We start from the raw sequence: 15,057 nt of genomic DNA, 5'->3' as shown, positions 1-15,057 counted from the left end.
CCGCCCGCAAGAGGCGGAGGCGCAGACAGGCTGCGGCAGCCAAGCGCGCCCAGGCCTGCGGCCTTTTCGGCCGACACAGCAAGCAGCACGAGAGGAACAGTCATGGCATCCGCACCCTATCGTCTCGACGCCAGCTGGAGTGCCGAGGGCGGCACCCACGGCGCCTTCACCTTTACTTTCACCAACCTGTCGGACGCCCCGCTCTCGGGCTTCAAACTGGCCTATACCTCGCTCTACCGGGTCATAGAGCCAGAGGCCTGCGACAATGCCGTCTTCCTGCGCCGCAACGCCAATTTCCATCAATATGCGCCACCGGAAGGTCTGACGCTGGCGCCGGGCGACAGCTGGCGCTTCACCGTCTCGGGCATTCACCGCCCGGCCCGCCACTGCACCGATGGCGCCAAGTCCGCCTATCTCACCCATGCCGACGGCACCCATGCCGATGTCGCCGTCTCCGACCTGCTGCTCTCGGGCCGGGTGAGCGAGCCGCCACCTGTGCTGTTGCCCGAGGGCAAGCTGGATCTGCCCTTCGCGCTGCAGCCCTGGCCCGCCCAGATCGATGCCGCCCCGGGCGAAGGCTTCCCGGTCGTGCTCTATCCGGCCGAAGGCACCAGCCTTGAGGAGATCCGCGCGGTCTCCGAGGTCACCGCGCTCACGCGCCGGCTGATGGAAAGCGCGCATGCGCCCTTCGCGCTGACGGCCGACCCGCAGGGCCGAGCGCTGCATTTCTCCGCCGAAGAGAGCCTCGGCGCGGAAGCCTATCGCCTTACCTTCTCCGCCGATGCCGTGCAGCTTGCCTATGGCGGTGCCGCCGGCCGGCAATATGGCCTGACCTCGCTCGCCCAGCTGCTGGAAGGCGCGCGCGTGCGGCCGCAGAGCTTCCGCTTTCCCGCCTCCGGCACGATCGAGGACGCGCCGCGCTATGGCTGGCGCGGCTGCCATCTCGACGTGTCGCGCCAGTTCTTTCCGGTGGCCGATGTCACCCGCCTCCTCGACATCATGGCCTGGCTGAAGCTCAATATCTTCCACTGGCACCTGACCGACGACGAAGCCTGGCGGCTGGAGATCAAGGCCTATCCGGCGCTCACCACCACGGGCGTCCTGCGCGGGCCGGACGAACCGCTGCTGCCGCAGCTCGGCAATGGCGCCGCCCCGGTCGGCGGCTTCTACGCCCAAGAAGATGTGCGCGCGATCGTCGCCCATGCGGCGGCGCTGTCGATCGACGTCGTGCCTGAAATCGACATTCCCGGCCACAATGCCGCGACGCTGGTCGCCCTTCCCGATCTGGTCGACGGTCAGGAGGCGCCCGACAGCTACCATTCGGTCCAGGGCTATCCCAACAATGCGCTGAACCCGGCGATCGAGGCGACCTATGGCTTCCTGGAGGCCGTGATCGACGAGATGGTCACGCTGTTTCCAAGCGATTACATCCATATCGGCGGCGACGAGGTGGCTCATGGCGCCTGGATGGCCTCGCCGCTGGCCAAGGCGCTGATGGAGAAGGAAGGCCTTGACGGCACCTTCGCGCTGCAGAGCTACTTCCTCAAGCGCGTCAAGGCGATGCTGGATGCGCGCGGCAAGAAGCTCGCCGGCTGGAACGAGGTCGCCCATGGCGGCGGCGTCGCGCCGGAAAATTCGCTGCTGATGGCCTGGGAAAATCCCGCCGTCGGCATCAAGCTGGCCGAGGAAGGCTATGACGTGGTGATGACGCCGGGCCAGGCCTATTATCTCGACATGGTCCAGGCCGAGGCCTTCCAGGAGCCCGGCGCCAGCTGGGCCGGCACCGTGCCGCCCGCCCATACCTATGCTTACGAGGCGGAGGGTGAGTTCCCGCAAGCGCTGAAGGACAGGATGAAGGGCGTGCAGGCCTGCATCTGGACCGAGCACTTCCTCTCGCGCGGCTATTTCAACCGGCTGGTCTTCCCGCGTCTGCCGGCGATCGCCGAAGCCGCCTGGACGCCGAAGGCCCAGAAGAACTGGGACCGCTTCGCCGCCATCGTTTCCCTCTGCCCGCAATTGTGAAGGACCAGACCCCATGAAACGGGTTGCCGTTGGCGGTATCCATACCGAATGCTCCACCTATTCCCCTGTGCTGATGCAGCCGGAGGATTTCAGGGTCATGCGGGGCGAGGACCTGCTCGCCGCCGATTATTTCAGCTTCCTGGCGACCGAGGGCATTGCCGCGCTGCCGCTGCTCCATGCCCGCGCCGTGCCGGGCGGCCCGGTGGCGCGCGCCACCTATGAGGGCTTCAAGGCGGAGTTTCTGGAGCGGCTGAAGGCCGCCCTGCCGCTGGACGGGCTCTATCTCGCCATGCATGGCGCGATGAATGTCGAGGGCATGGACGATGCCGAGGGCGACTGGATCTCGGCCGCCTGCGCGCTCGTCGGCCCGGACTGCGTGGTGGCGACGAGCTACGACCTGCACGGCAATGTCAGCCAGAGGATCATCGACCAGATCGACATCTTCGCCGCCTATCGCACGGCCCCGCATATCGACACGCATGAGACGCGCCTACGCGCCTGGTCCATGCTGGTCGAGGCCCTGAAGACGGGCGTGAAGCCGGGCGTCGCCTGGGCGAAGGTGCCAGTGCTGCTGCCGGGCGAGCGCACCTCCACGGAGGACGAGCCGACCGCGAGCCTCTATGCCGCCCTGCCGGGCTACGATGCCCGGCCCGGCATTCTCGATGCCAATCTGATGATCGGCTATGTCTGGGCCGACGAGCCGCGCGCCACCGCCTGCGCCGTCGTCACTGCCAGCGACAAGGCAGCGGCCGAAGCGGTCGCCCGGGAGATCGCCGAAAGCTACTGGAACGCCCGCGAGGATTTCCGCTTCGGCCCCGTAACCGGCCCGCTCGCAGAGATGCTCGACATTGCCGAGAAGACCGAGACGCGGCCGATCATTCTGGCCGACTCAGGCGACAACCCGACCGGCGGTGGGGTGGGAGACCGGGCGGATGTGCTCGCCGCCCTGATCGAACGCGGCTTTCGCGATGTGATCATGGCCGGCATCACCGACCGGCCGGCGGTCGAGGCCTGCTTTACCGCGGGCGAAGGGGCCGAGATCTCGCTTTCGATCGGCGCCACGCTCGATCCGGCAAGCCGCCCGGTCTCCGTCTCGGCCAAGGTGATCCGGCTGCAAAAAGGCGCGACGCCGGCGGACCATCAGGCCGTGGTCGCCATCGGCGGCATCACGCTCGTGCTCGCGGCCAAGCGCCGGCCCTATCACGATATCGCCGATTTCACGCTGCTCGGGCTGGATCCGAAGGTGGCGCGGCTCGTCGTGGTCAAGTCGGGCTATCTCTCGCCGGAGCTGGCGCCGATCGCCAATCCCAATCTGATGGCGCTCACCGATGGCGTGGTGAACCAGGACATTCCCGCCCTTTCCAGCCATCGCCGGCAACGTCCCGCCTTCCCCTTCGACCGGGATTTCGGCTATAGTCCCGACGTCGCCTTCTCAGCCCGCTGGGCATAACAGGAAGGCGTCCCCTTTTCGCTTCAACCCTTCAGCGGCGTGCTCTTCTCAAGCCCCTCCGCACGCCGCGAGGTCTTATCCTATGTCATTGCGCATTCCTGACGCCTACCGCAATCCGACGGTGCGCACCACCATGCTCGCCATCTTCGCCTTCGGCTTTTCCGGCGCGGCCACCGGGCCCTATATGTCCGTGGTCGGCATTCGTGAGCTAAGGCTGACGGATACGCAATTCTCCCTGCTGATGGGGACAGCCTCGGCGGTCAATGTCGTCATCAGCATCCTGGTCGGCAATATTGCCGACCGGCTGGGCGACTACAGGCGGATGATGCTGTCCGTTGGCCTGTTCGGCATTGCCGGCTATGGCGCGATCTATCTCCTGCCGGCCAAGAGCACCTTCATCCTCTCCGGCCTCCTGCTGCTGCCGGCCTATGGCGCGCTGAATTCCCTGCTCTTCGCCAATGCGCGGGCGGCGACCAACCGGATGAAGCGCGAGGATGTGGCCAGCGTCAATGCCGGCGTCAGGGCGATGATCTCGCTCTCCTGGGTGCTGGTTCCCGGCATTACCGGCGTGCTGCTCACGGGCTCGGCCAGCATGCTGCCGGCCTATCTCTTCTCCACCCTTGCGGCCATCGCCTGCCTGGGCCTCATCATCGCCTTCCTGCCCAAGGTGGCGCCCAATGACGCCCTCGTCATCAACCATTTGAGCTACTGGGCGGCGCTGGCCCATGTCGCCACGCCGCGCATTCTCCTGCGCGTCCTCGGCGTCTCGCTCGTCACCTCCATGCTGCATGTGAACGGGGCCGTGCTCTCGCTGATCGTCACCGGCCCGGTCAAGGGCGGCGTGGCCGATATCGGCATCGTCATCGGCATCGTCGCGCTGCTGGAGGTGGTCTTCATCATCGCGCTTGCGCCCCTTATCCGCCGCATCGGCGCCATGGCGACGCTGGCGCTCGGCACCGGCCTCTATGTCGCCTATCTCGCGCTGCTCGGCCTGTCGAATGCGGTCTGGCAGGTCTATGCGCTCAGCCTGATCTCGGGCGCGGGCGCCGCCGCGCTGATCAGCATTCCCATCACCTATCTGCAGGACCTGATCGCCGACCGGCCGGGCCTCGGCAGCGCGCTGATCTCGGTCAACATGTTCCTGGGCGCGGGCCTCGGCGCGCTGATCTTCGGTGTGGGAACCTCCCTCTCGGGCTATTCCGGCACGGCGATCCTCAGCGCCGTTGCCGGCGGTGGCGGCATCCTGCTGCTTCTCGCGCTGGACGGGCTGAAAAGCCGGACACCCGCGCATCAGGCCTCCTGAGCGCGCCGGCTGCCTTGCGGACCACGCAGGCACATGATCTTTCCGCAGATCAACCCGCTCTGCGCAGGCGTGGCGGTGGAGAAAAGGCTCTCGCGCCCGAAGATTGCAGGCTGGCCGGAACAAGGCACCGGCCAGCCAGGCCGTATCATACGGTTTCCGGTTGATCAGACCGCTTCTTCGGTCGAGGGCTTTTCCCAGAGATTGACGCCGCCTTCGACGGCATGGACGTCGATCGCCTTCAGCTCTTCCTCCGAGAAGGAGAGATTGGAGAAGGCGCCGAGATTTTCGGCCACCTGCTCCGGCGAGCTGGCGCCGATCAGTGCGGAGGTCACGCGCTTGTCGCGCAGCACCCAGGCGATCGCCATCTGGGCGAGGCTCTGGCCGCGCGCCTTGGCGATCTCGTTCAGGGCGCGGGCGCGCGCGATGTTCTCGTCCTTCAGATGCTCCGGCCGCAGGAAGTCGCCGCCCGGCCGGTTGACGCGCGCGTCCTCGGGGATGCCGTTCAGATACTTGCCCGTCAGGAGCCCCTGGGCGAGCGGGGTGAAGGCGATGACGCCGGCGCCGACCTCGTCGCAGGCGGCGAGCAGGTCGCCTTCCACCCAGCGGTTGAAGAGGTTGTAGGAGGGCTGGTTCAGCAACAGCGGCACGCGGCGCTCGGCCAGAAGGGCTGCGATTTCCCGGGTCTTGCGGCCGGAATAGGAGGAAATGCCGACATACAGCGCCTTGCCCTGCTGCACGGCGCTGGCCAGCGCATCGGCGGTTTCTTCCAAGGGCGTCGTCGCGTCATAGCGGTGCGAGTAGAAGATATCGACATAGTCGAGACCCATGCGCGACAGGCTCTGGTCGAGGCTGGACAGGAGCGCCTTGCGCCCGCCGCCGCCGCGTCCGTAAGGACCGGGCCACATATCCCAGCCGGCCTTGGTTGAGATGATCAGCTCGTCGCGATAGGCCTTGAGATCCTCCTTCAGCACGCGGCCGAAATTGATCTCGGCGCTGCCGGCGGGCGGGCCGTAATTGTTGGCGAGATCGAAATGGGTGATGCCCAGATCGAAGGCCTTGAACAGAATCTGGCGCTGGCGATCGAGCGTCGTCGTATCGCCGAAATTGTGCCAGAGGCCGAAGGAGATCAGCGGCAGGTCCAGACCGCTGCGGCCGGCGCGGCGAAATTGCCCGACCTCGTAGCGGTCGGCGGCAGGCGTATAATGCGTCATGCGGAAACATTCCCGTGAAAACTGTCGACGCCGCCTTTGTCGGCATTTTCTCCGCGGGCATCAACGCAGGATTTTTCGCCTTTCCCGGGTTTCGCGGAATGGCGATCCTTCCGGGCGGCGATCAGCCCTTGGCGTAACAGATGATCGAGAGATAGCGCGCCGGCAGCGTCACCAGTTCCTCTGGCCCATGCGGCGCATCGGCATCGAAGAACAACGCGTCGCCGGCCTCCATCCGGTAGAGGCTGTCTCCATGCCGGTAGACCACCTCGCCCTCCAGCATATAGAGGAACTCCATGCCCTCGTGCTGGAAGGTCGGAAACACGTCGGATTCGGCATTGAGCGTGATCAGATAGGGCTCCACCTCCACGCCGGTGGAATTGTTGGCGATGTGGCCGAGCAGGCTGTACTGATGGCCCGCCCGCGTTCCGCGCCGCTCGATGTTCACCCCCTGCCCCGCCTTGACGAAGCTGGCGCTGTGCGGCTCCTCATAGCCGCGAAAGAAGGCCGTGATCGGCATGGCCAGCGCCTCGGAGAGCGACTGCAGCGTGCCGAGCGAGGCCGAGATATTGCCGTTCTCGATCTTGGAGAGCATGCCGACCGAGATCCCCGTGGCGGCCGAAAGATCGGCGACGGTAATCCCGAGCTTCTTGCGCTGGGTGCGCACCTCATGGCCGATTGCAAGCTCCAGGTTCTTGGCGCGCGGCTCGCGCACGGCATGCGGATTCTGCGTCAGCGCCGCCTTGGCCGCCTTGGTCTTTGCCGGCTCCTCAGCCATGGTTTCACGCCCTCCGTTTGTCGCTTATCCCATCCGTTCCGACGCATAGGAGCCGGGGCTAGGCGGGAAGACGACGGTGCGGTTGCCATTGATGAAGGTGCGGTGATGGATATGGGCGTGGATGGCGCGCGCCAGCACCTGCGCCTCGACATCGCGACCGATCGAGACGTAATCTTCGGCCGACTGTGCATGGGTGATGCGCGCCACGTCCTGCTCGATGATCGGCCCTTCGTCGAGATCGGCGGTGACGTAATGCGCCGTCGCGCCGATCAGCTTCACCCCGCGCTCATAGGCCTGCTTGTAGGGATTGGCGCCCTTGAAGCTCGGCAGGAAGGAATGGTGGATGTTGATGATGCGGCCCGACATGGTCCGGCACATCGCGTCGGAGAGCACCTGCATGTAGCGCGCCAGCACCACCAGCTCCGTGCCGGTGGCCTGGACGATGTCCATCAGCTGCGCTTCCGCCTTCGGCTTGTTCTCCTTGGTTACCTTGATGTGGTGGAAGGGAATATCGTGGTTCACCACCAGCTTCTGGTAATCGAAATGGTTGGAGACGACGCCGACGATGTCGATCGGCAGCGCGCCGATCTTCCAGCGATAGAGCAGATCGTTCAGGCAATGGCCGAAGCGCGAGACCATCAGCAGCACCTTGGTGCGGTCGCTGCCGTGATAGAGATGCGCCTCCATGGCGAACTGGCTGGCGACCTCCGCCATAAACCCCTCGCGGATCGCAGCGGCGCCTGCCCCCTCTTCGGAGAGAAACGAGACGCGCATGAAGAAGCGGCCGGTCTGGAGATCGTCGAATTGGGCGCTGTCGACGATGTTGCAACCCATCTTGGCCAGGTAACCGGAAATGGCGGCCACGATGCCGCGGGTCGACTGGCAGGCAACGGTCAAGACGAAGTGCGACATGCGGCACATTCCTTCAATTTTCGTCAGGTGTCAGCAGGGAAACCCCGGCAAGCCCATAGGCTGCGGACAGGCTGTACGCAACCGCTTTTCAAATGCGGTCCGCACCGGCTCTGCGCCACGCCAAAGGACCCCGCGCCGAAGCGCGAGGGAAGCGGCCGCCCTGGACACGGCCGGGGAAAGGATCAGATGTCGAGCGTGGTCTGGCGTTCCCACTCGGTGAACTGGGCGCAATGCGCGTTCCACTCGTCATGCTTGAGCTTGAGATAGGCGGCGGAAAACTCCGTGCCGAGGGCTTCCTGCAGCACGGTGTCGCGCTCATATTCGCGCAGCGCGTCGAGCAGGTTCAAAGGCAGGCGCGGCGCGTCGGTGACCGTGTGGCCCTCGCGATACATGTCGATGTCGTAATGGCGGCCGGGATCGGCATTGGTCCGCAGGCCGGAGAGGCCGGCGGCGATGATGATCGCCTGCAGGAGATAGGGGTTCACCGCGCCATCCGGCAGGCGCAGCTCGAAGCGGCCGGGGCCGGGCACGCGCACCATGTGGGTGCGGTTGTTGCCGGTCCAGGTCACCGTGTTCGGCGCCCAGGTCGCGCCCGAGATCGTGCGCGGCGCATTGATGCGCTTGTAGGAATTGACCGTGGGATTGGTGACGGCGGCCAGCGCTGAGGCGTGTTTCATGATGCCGCCGAGGAAGGTCTTGCCTTTGGCCGAAAGACCGAAGGGCATGGTCTTGTCGGCGAAGGCATTGACCTTGCCCTCGAGATCCCAGACCGAGATATGGGCATGGCAGCCATTGCCCGTCAGCCCCTTGAACGGCTTGGGCATGAAGGTGGCGCGAAGCCCGTGCTTCTCGGCCACCGACTTGACCATGAACTTGAAGAAGGAATGCTTGTCGGCCGTCTTCAGGGCGTCGTCATATTCCCAGTTCATCTCGAACTGGCCGTTCGCGTCCTCATGGTCGTTCTGATAGGGCTTCCAGCCGAGCTCCAGCATATGGTCGCAGATCTCGGCGATCACGTCATAGCGGCGCAACAGCGCCTGCTGGTCGTAGCAGGGCTTTTCCGCGGTATCATAGGGGTCGGAGATCTTCGAGCCATCGGGCGCGATCAGGAAGAATTCCGGCTCGACGCCGGTCTTGACCCGCAGGCCTTCGGTGGCGGCTTCGTCCACCAGCCGCTTCAGCACCGTGCGCGGCGCCTGACCGACCGGCTTGTCCTCCATCACGCAGTCGGCGGCCACCCAGGCCACCTCCTTCTTCCAGGGCAGCTGGATGACGGAGGCGGCATCCGGCACGGCGAAGAGATCGGGATGGGCGGGGGTGAGGTCGAGCCAGGTGGCGAAGCCGGCAAAGCCCGCCCCGTCGGCCTGCATGTCGGCGATCGCCTGGGTCGGCACCAGCTTGGCGCGCTGGCCGCCAAACAGGTCGGTATAGCTGATCATGAAGTATTTGATGCCGCGCTCGGCGGCGAATGCGGAGAGGTCATGTGTCACGGTATTCCCCTTTATCGTTTGTCTTGCAGACAGATGAAAAGGACGCGGCGATCTCTGGAGCATCGGATTTTTCCGAAAGCCGGTTCCAAGCTTTCGGTCCGGTGCTCCATGGCCGTCTTTCGCACCCTCTCATCCAGACCGCCTGCGGCACTCCCACGCCGCAGACGCCTTCCCGGCGCACCCTCCCTTGCGCGCCGGCTTTCTCTTCGCGGTCAGAAACCGCCCTTGCCGGGATACCAACTGGTGCCGGCCAGCGGCACCTGCGCCATGGCGGCAGCCTCCATGGTCAGCGCCACGAGGTCTTCCGGCTCCAGATTGTGCAGATGGTTCTTGCCGCAGGCCCGGGCGATGGTCTGGGCTTCCAGCGTCATCACCTTGAGATAATTGGCGAGCCGGCGACCGGCGGCGACCGGGTCGAGGCGGGCAGCCAGCTCCGGGTCCTGCGTGGTGATGCCGGCGGGGTCCCGGCCCTCGTGCCAGTCGTCATAAGCGCCGGCGGTCGTGCCGAGCTTGTTGTATTCCTCTTCCCATTTCGAGTCGTTGTCGCCGATGGCGACCAGCGCCGCCGTGCCGATGGCCACGGCATCGGCGCCAAGCGCCAGTGCCTTGGCCACGTCGGCGCCCGAGCGGATGCCGCCGGAGACGATCAGCTGCACCTTGCGGTGCATGCCCAGATCCTGCAACGCCTGCACGGCCGGACGGATGCAGGCGAGCGTCGGCATGCCGACATGCTCGATGAACACGTCCTGCGTGGCCGCCGTGCCGCCCTGCATGCCGTCGAGCACGACGACATCGGCGCCGGCCTTCACCGCCAGCGCGGTATCGTAATAGGGCCGGGAGCCGCCGACCTTGATATAGATCGGCTTTTCCCAGTCGGTGATCTCGCGCAGCTCGAGGATCTTGATCTCGAGGTCGTCGGGGCCGGTCCAGTCGGGATGGCGGCAGGCCGAGCGCTGGTCGATGCCCTTGGGCAGGTTGCGCATATTGGCCACGCGGTCGGAAATCTTCTGGCCGAGCAGCATGCCGCCGCCGCCGGGCTTGGCGCCCTGGCCGACGACGATCTCGATGGCATCGGCGCGGCGCAGGTCCTTCGGGTTCATGCCATAGCGCGAGGGCAGATATTGATAGACGAGCGTCTGCGAATGGCCGCGCTCCTCATCCGTCATGCCGCCATCGCCCGTGGTGGTGGAGGTCCCGGCGATGGTCGCGCCCCGACCGAGCGCTTCCTTGGCATTACCGGACAGCGCGCCAAAGCTCATGCCGGCAATGGTGATCGGCGTCTTCAGCGTGATCGGCTTCTTGGCGAAGCGGGTGCCGAGCGTGACCGTGGTGTCGCACTTCTCGCGATAGCCTTCGAGCGGGTAGCGCGAGATCGAGGCACCGAGGAACAGGAGATCGTCGAAATGCGGCACCTTGCGCTTGGTGCCGGCGCCGCGAATGTCATAGATGCCAGTGGCGGCGGCGCGGCGGATTTCGGCGAGCGTGTGATCGTCGAAGGTCGCCGATTTGCGCGGCGGCGTGTGGGGGTTGTGATAGCTCATCGTCTTGGCCTCTCGTCCCGGGCAATTTGAGGAGGAATGCGAGCGCAGACGCGCGCGCATCGGAGCATCGGACAATCCGAAAACCGGCAGCCAGTTCTCGGTGCGATGCTTAAAGCCGGCTCAGTAGGCGTCGGCGTTGTCGATGTTGAAGTTATAGAGCTTGCGGGCAGAGCCGTAGCGCTTGAACTCCTCGGGCCTGGCATGGGGCACGCCGGCCTTCTCCAGAAGCGCGGCGAGCTTCTCCAGATGCTCGGGGCGCATCTCCTTCTCGATGCAGTCGGCGCCGAGGCTCTTCACCGAACCGCGCACGAAGAGCTTCGCCTCGTAAAGCGAATCCCCCAGCGCATCGCCGGCATCGCCGCAGACGACGAGATGGCCGGATTGCCCCATGAAGGCGGACATATGGCCGATAGAGCCATGGACGACGATGTCGATGCCCTTCATCGAAATGCCGCAGCGCGAGGCGGCATTGCCCTTGATGACCAGGAGGCCCCCGCGCCCGGTGGCGCCGGCATATTGCGAGGCGTCGCCCTCGATGACGACGGTGCCGGACATCATGTTCTCGGCTACGCCCGGCCCCGCCGAGCCATGGACGGTGACGGTGCCGCCATCATTCATGCCGGCGCAATAATAGCCGACCGAGCCGCGCACATCGACGGTGACGGGGCTGTCGATCCCGACGGCCACGGCATGATGCCCGCGCGGATTGACCACCTCGAATTCCGTATCGTTGGCGCCGGTGGACAGGCCGTGCAGCGCGCCGTTCAGCGCGCGCAGCGGCGTATTGGACAGATCGAAAACAGGCATCGAATCCCCTCTTGAAGGATGCCGGCGTGGATTGACCCCATGCGCCGGGCTTGAATTGGTCCGGCGCGCCTCAGGCGGCCTTTTCGTGATCCCAGAAATAGACGGTGGCCGGCTCAGGCTCCCAGACTCGCGCCTCCTCGATGCCCGGCAGATTGACCAGCGCCCGATATTCCGAGCCGAAGGCGACGTAACGGTCGGTCTCGGCCATCACGGCCGGCTTGCAGGCGATGGGATCGCGCACCACGCCGAAGCCGGAGCGGGTGCCGACGACGAAGGTGAAGAAGCCGTCGAGATCGTCGAGCGCGCCGGTCAGCGCCTCGCCCAGATCCTTGCCCTTGGCCATTTCGGCGGTGAGATAGGCGGCGGCGACTTCGGAGTCGTTCTGCGTCTCGAAACGCATGCCCTCGCGCACCAGCTCGCGGCGCAGATTGTTATGGTTCGACAGCGAGCCATTGTGCACCAGGCACTGGTCCGCCCCGGTGGAGAACGGGTGGGCGCCCAGCGTAGTCACGGCACTTTCGGTCGCCATGCGGGTATGGCCGATGCCATGCGTGCCGGACATGGAGCGCACGTCGAAGCGCGAGACGACATCCTTCGGCAGCCCGGTTTCCTTGTAGATCTCGACGCTCTCGCCCGAGCCCATGACGCGCACATCGGGCCGGAGCTTCGTCAGCGCCTCGCGGACGGCACCCAGCGCATCGGCCGCGCAGGCGATCACCGCATGGGTGCTCTTGACCGTCAGGCTGACCGGCAGGCCGGCCTGTGTCAGCGCGGCTTCCAGCCCGTCGAAATCCGCCTCGGGCCTGGCAGACTGAACCGTTATCTTTGCCTTACCATTTGACGCCCCGCCATAGATGGCGATCCCGGCCGAATCCGGCCCGCGATCGGTCATGGTGATCAGCATGTCCGAGAGCAGCGCACCGAGCTCAGGCTCAAGGCTCGGATCCTTCAGGAACAGTCCAACAATGCCGCACATGGCAGGGCACCTCCATTCGTTTCTGAAGAAAGGCCTATCACAGGGCACGCTGAATAATCAACTATCAGGAATAAAATTTTCTTCTTAAGGCGTCACCTTTCCTGTCCCTCATGACGCAGAGCATGGGGCGTCATTCCGTAGGCCTCTGAAAACGCACGGGAAAAATGGCCAGCACTTGAAAAGCCGGTGGCGAAGGCGATTTCGGCGACCGACAAAGGGCTCTGCTCGACCAGACGGCGGCCATGGGCAAGGCGGATGGATCGATAGGTCTCGAGAAAGCCTCTTGCCATGTGCCGGGCGAAGAGCCGGTCGAGATGGCGGGGGCTGATGCCTGCGAGCCGCGCCATGGCCTGACGGTCGAGCGGCTGCTCGATCGTCGCCTCCATCTTTTCCAGCACGGTCAGGAGGGCCGGATGGTGCGTGCCGAAGCGCTCGGCCGCCGTGCTGCGCTGGGCGGCTTCCGGCTGGGCAAGCCCGGTGTGCAGATACCAGTCACTGACCCGCCGGGCGAAATCGGCGCCCATGCGCGCGCTGATCAGCGCATGCATCATATCGAGCGGTGCGACACCGCCGGCGCAGGTGATCCGGTCGCCATCCAGGACGAAGCGCGCCTGGCGGGGGCTGAGATGCGGGAACGTCTCCTTCAGCAGGAGCGCATGCTCCCAGTGGAGGGTAAAATCCCGCCCTTCCAGCAAGCCGCAGGCCGCCAATACGAAAGCGCCGCTGGAAATCCCGCCGATGCGCACGCCCAGGCGCGCCAGCCGGCGCAGCTGTGGGAAGGCCGGCTCGGCCGCGCGCCAGTCCTGCGGCCCGCCGCCGGCACAAACGAACAGGGTGTGACAACCCTCCCCGCCCTCCGCAAGCGACCGGCAGGGCATGGAAAGACCGGAGGAAGAGGCAACCGTGCCGCCATCAGCGGAAAACAGCGACACCGTGTAAAGCTCCGTTCCGGCCAGAAGATTGGCCGCGCGCAGCGGCTCGCTCGCGGAGGCAAAGGACATCAGCGCGAAATTCGGCAGGAGCAGGAAGCCGATGGTCTGCGCATGGCGCGGATCGAGACGGTCGGGGAGAGCAGACATGTCCCGATTTTATCTCTTAAGGTCTCTTTTCTGCAATAGGGCGCGCTGTTCTTACGCTAGACTTCAAGCCCGGTTCGATCGCCTGGAGCATCGAACTCTTCAAAAGACCGGTTCCCATTTTTGGCCCGATGCCAAAGGACGAAGCGCATGCGCTATTCCGCCCTGTCCATTCTCAAGAACGGCCTGTTCGGCAACAAGGGCTGGAAGCCGGCCTGGCGCACGCCCGCGCCCAAGCCGCATTACGATGTGGTGATCGTCGGCGGCGGCGGGCACGGGCTTGCGACCGCCTATTATCTCGCCAAGGAATTCGGCATCACCAATGTCGCGGTAGTGGAGAAAGGCTATGTCGGCTCCGGCAATGTCGGCCGCAACACCACGATCATCCGCTCCAACTATCTGCTCCAAGGCAACAACCCGTTCTACGAGCTGTCGATGAAGCTCTGGGAAGGGCTGGAGCAGGATTTCAACTTCAACGCCATGGTCTCCCAGCGCGGCGTTCTCAATCTCTATCACTCCGACGCCCAGCGCGACGCCTATACACGGCGCGGCAATGCCATGCGGCTGCATGGCGTGGATGCCGATCTCCTGGACCGCGAGGCGGTGCGCGCCATACTGCCCTTCCTCGATTTCGACAATGCCCGCTTCCCGATCCAGGGCGGGCTCCTGCAGAAGCGCGGTGGCACGGTGCGCCATGATGCGGTGGCCTGGGGCTATGCCCGCGGGGCCGATTTGCGCGGCGTCGATATCCTGCAGAATTGCGAGGTCACGGGCATCCGCCAGTCCCAGGGCCGCGTTCTCGGCGTCGAGACCACGCGCGGCTTCATCGGCTGCAACAAGCTGGCGCTGGCGGCGGCCGGCAATTCCTCCCGCGTGGCGGAGATGGCCGGGCTGAAGCTGCCGATGGAAAGCCATGTGCTGCAGGCCTTCGTCTCCGAAGGGCTGAAGCCCTTCATCGACGGCGTCGTCACCTTCGGGGCCGGCCATTTCTACGTCTCGCAATCCGACAAGGGCGGGCTGGTCTTCGGCGGCGATATCGATGGCTATAATTCCTACGCCCAGCGCGGCAATCTGGCGACGGTGGAACATGTGGCGGAAGCCGGCAAGGCGATGATCCCGGCGCTCTCCCGTATCAGGGTGCTCAGATCCTGGGGCGGGGTGATGGACATGTCGATGGACGGCTCGCCGATCATTGACCGCACGCCGATCGACAATCTCTATCTCAATGCCGGCTGGTGCTATGGCGGCTTCAAGGCGACGCCGGCCTCCGGCTTCTGCTTCGCCCATCTGATCGCGCGCGACCTGCCGCAGACGACCGCCAGCGCCTTCCGGCTCGACCGGTTCGAACGCGGCTATCTGCTCGACGAAAAGGGCCAGGGCGCCCAGCCGAATCTGCATTGATCGCGGAGAATCGGTTCGATGATCCAGAGTTTTGTTTTCACGCAGTCCGCACGCAAATCCGCTGACGCATTGTTGCCGGACGTGCTCGCGCAA

General features: G+C 65.3%; 12 protein-coding genes. 4 read left to right on the top strand and 8 right to left on the bottom strand.

What is annotated here, in order from left to right; translation table 11 throughout:
• Nucleotides 1-102 precede the first annotated feature (102 nt).
• The 3 genes from BJF92_RS01750 (at nucleotide 103) to BJF92_RS01740 (ending at nucleotide 4,775) form a co-directional block, all read left to right on the top strand.
• Nucleotides 103-2,022 (top strand): beta-N-acetylhexosaminidase, encoded by a 1,920-nt coding sequence (locus BJF92_RS01750; protein ID WP_075633053.1) that lies wholly within the window; start codon nucleotides 103-105, stop codon nucleotides 2,020-2,022.
• A 13-nt stretch (nucleotides 2,023-2,035) separates the two neighbouring features.
• Complete coding sequence (locus tag BJF92_RS01745; protein ID WP_075633052.1) at nucleotides 2,036-3,472, top strand: M81 family metallopeptidase; 1,437 nt, start codon at nucleotides 2,036-2,038, stop codon at nucleotides 3,470-3,472.
• Between the two features lie 82 nt (nucleotides 3,473-3,554).
• On the top strand, nucleotides 3,555-4,775 hold the full coding sequence (locus BJF92_RS01740) for an MFS transporter (RefSeq protein WP_075633051.1): 1,221 nt from the start codon (nucleotides 3,555-3,557) through the stop codon (nucleotides 4,773-4,775).
• Between the two features lie 164 nt (nucleotides 4,776-4,939).
• On the opposite strand, the gene mgrA is transcribed toward BJF92_RS01740, so the two are convergent.
• The 8 genes from mgrA to BJF92_RS01700 all read right to left on the bottom strand — a co-directional run bounded on the left by mgrA (nucleotide 4,940) and on the right by BJF92_RS01700 (nucleotide 13,566).
• Nucleotides 4,940-5,986: an L-glyceraldehyde 3-phosphate reductase gene (mgrA, locus tag BJF92_RS01735; protein ID WP_075633050.1), complete on the bottom strand. Its 1,047-nt coding sequence runs from the start codon at nucleotides 5,984-5,986 to the stop codon at nucleotides 4,940-4,942.
• A 121-nt stretch (nucleotides 5,987-6,107) separates the two neighbouring features.
• On the bottom strand, nucleotides 6,108-6,761 hold the full coding sequence (locus tag BJF92_RS01730) for a helix-turn-helix domain-containing protein (protein ID WP_075633049.1): 654 nt from the start codon (nucleotides 6,759-6,761) through the stop codon (nucleotides 6,108-6,110).
• A gap of 24 nt (nucleotides 6,762-6,785) precedes the next feature.
• The gene (gene purU / locus BJF92_RS01725) at nucleotides 6,786-7,673 is read right to left on the bottom strand and encodes a formyltetrahydrofolate deformylase (RefSeq protein ID WP_075633048.1); all 888 of its coding nucleotides are present in this window, start codon (nucleotides 7,671-7,673) and stop codon (nucleotides 6,786-6,788) included.
• A gap of 182 nt (nucleotides 7,674-7,855) precedes the next feature.
• Entirely contained in the window at nucleotides 7,856-9,163 is a 1,308-nt protein-coding gene (glnT, locus tag BJF92_RS01720) for a type III glutamate--ammonia ligase (protein WP_075633047.1), read from the bottom strand.
• Nucleotides 9,164-9,375: 212 nt separating this feature from the next.
• Nucleotides 9,376-10,704, bottom strand: coding sequence for an FMN-binding glutamate synthase family protein (locus BJF92_RS01715; protein WP_075633046.1), 1,329 nt, complete (start codon nucleotides 10,702-10,704; stop codon nucleotides 9,376-9,378).
• 120 nt (nucleotides 10,705-10,824) lie between these two features.
• Nucleotides 10,825-11,511, bottom strand: coding sequence for a GltB/FmdC/FwdC-like GXGXG domain-containing protein (locus BJF92_RS01710; protein WP_075633045.1), 687 nt, complete (start codon nucleotides 11,509-11,511; stop codon nucleotides 10,825-10,827).
• 70 nt (nucleotides 11,512-11,581) lie between these two features.
• Nucleotides 11,582-12,487, bottom strand: a complete 906-nt coding sequence (locus tag BJF92_RS01705) for a class II glutamine amidotransferase (RefSeq protein WP_075633044.1) — start codon at nucleotides 12,485-12,487, stop codon at nucleotides 11,582-11,584.
• Nucleotides 12,488-12,579: 92 nt separating this feature from the next.
• Nucleotides 12,580-13,566 carry a GlxA family transcriptional regulator gene (locus tag BJF92_RS01700; protein WP_075633043.1) on the bottom strand — a complete coding sequence of 329 codons (987 nt, stop codon included), beginning with the start codon at nucleotides 13,564-13,566 and terminating at the stop codon, nucleotides 12,580-12,582.
• Nucleotides 13,567-13,713: 147 nt separating this feature from the next.
• Here BJF92_RS01700 and BJF92_RS01695 point away from each other — a divergent pair, with 147 nt between their 5' ends.
• Complete coding sequence (locus BJF92_RS01695; protein ID WP_075633042.1) at nucleotides 13,714-14,964, top strand: sarcosine oxidase subunit beta family protein; 1,251 nt, start codon at nucleotides 13,714-13,716, stop codon at nucleotides 14,962-14,964.
• Nucleotides 14,965-15,057: the final 93 nt, after the last annotated feature.

The organism is Xaviernesmea rhizosphaerae, assembly GCF_001938945.1.
Lineage (GTDB): Bacteria > Pseudomonadota > Alphaproteobacteria > Rhizobiales > Rhizobiaceae > Xaviernesmea > Xaviernesmea rhizosphaerae.
The sequence above is the reverse complement of the archived record's forward strand: the minus strand, read 5'-3'. Positions and strand labels throughout refer to the sequence as shown.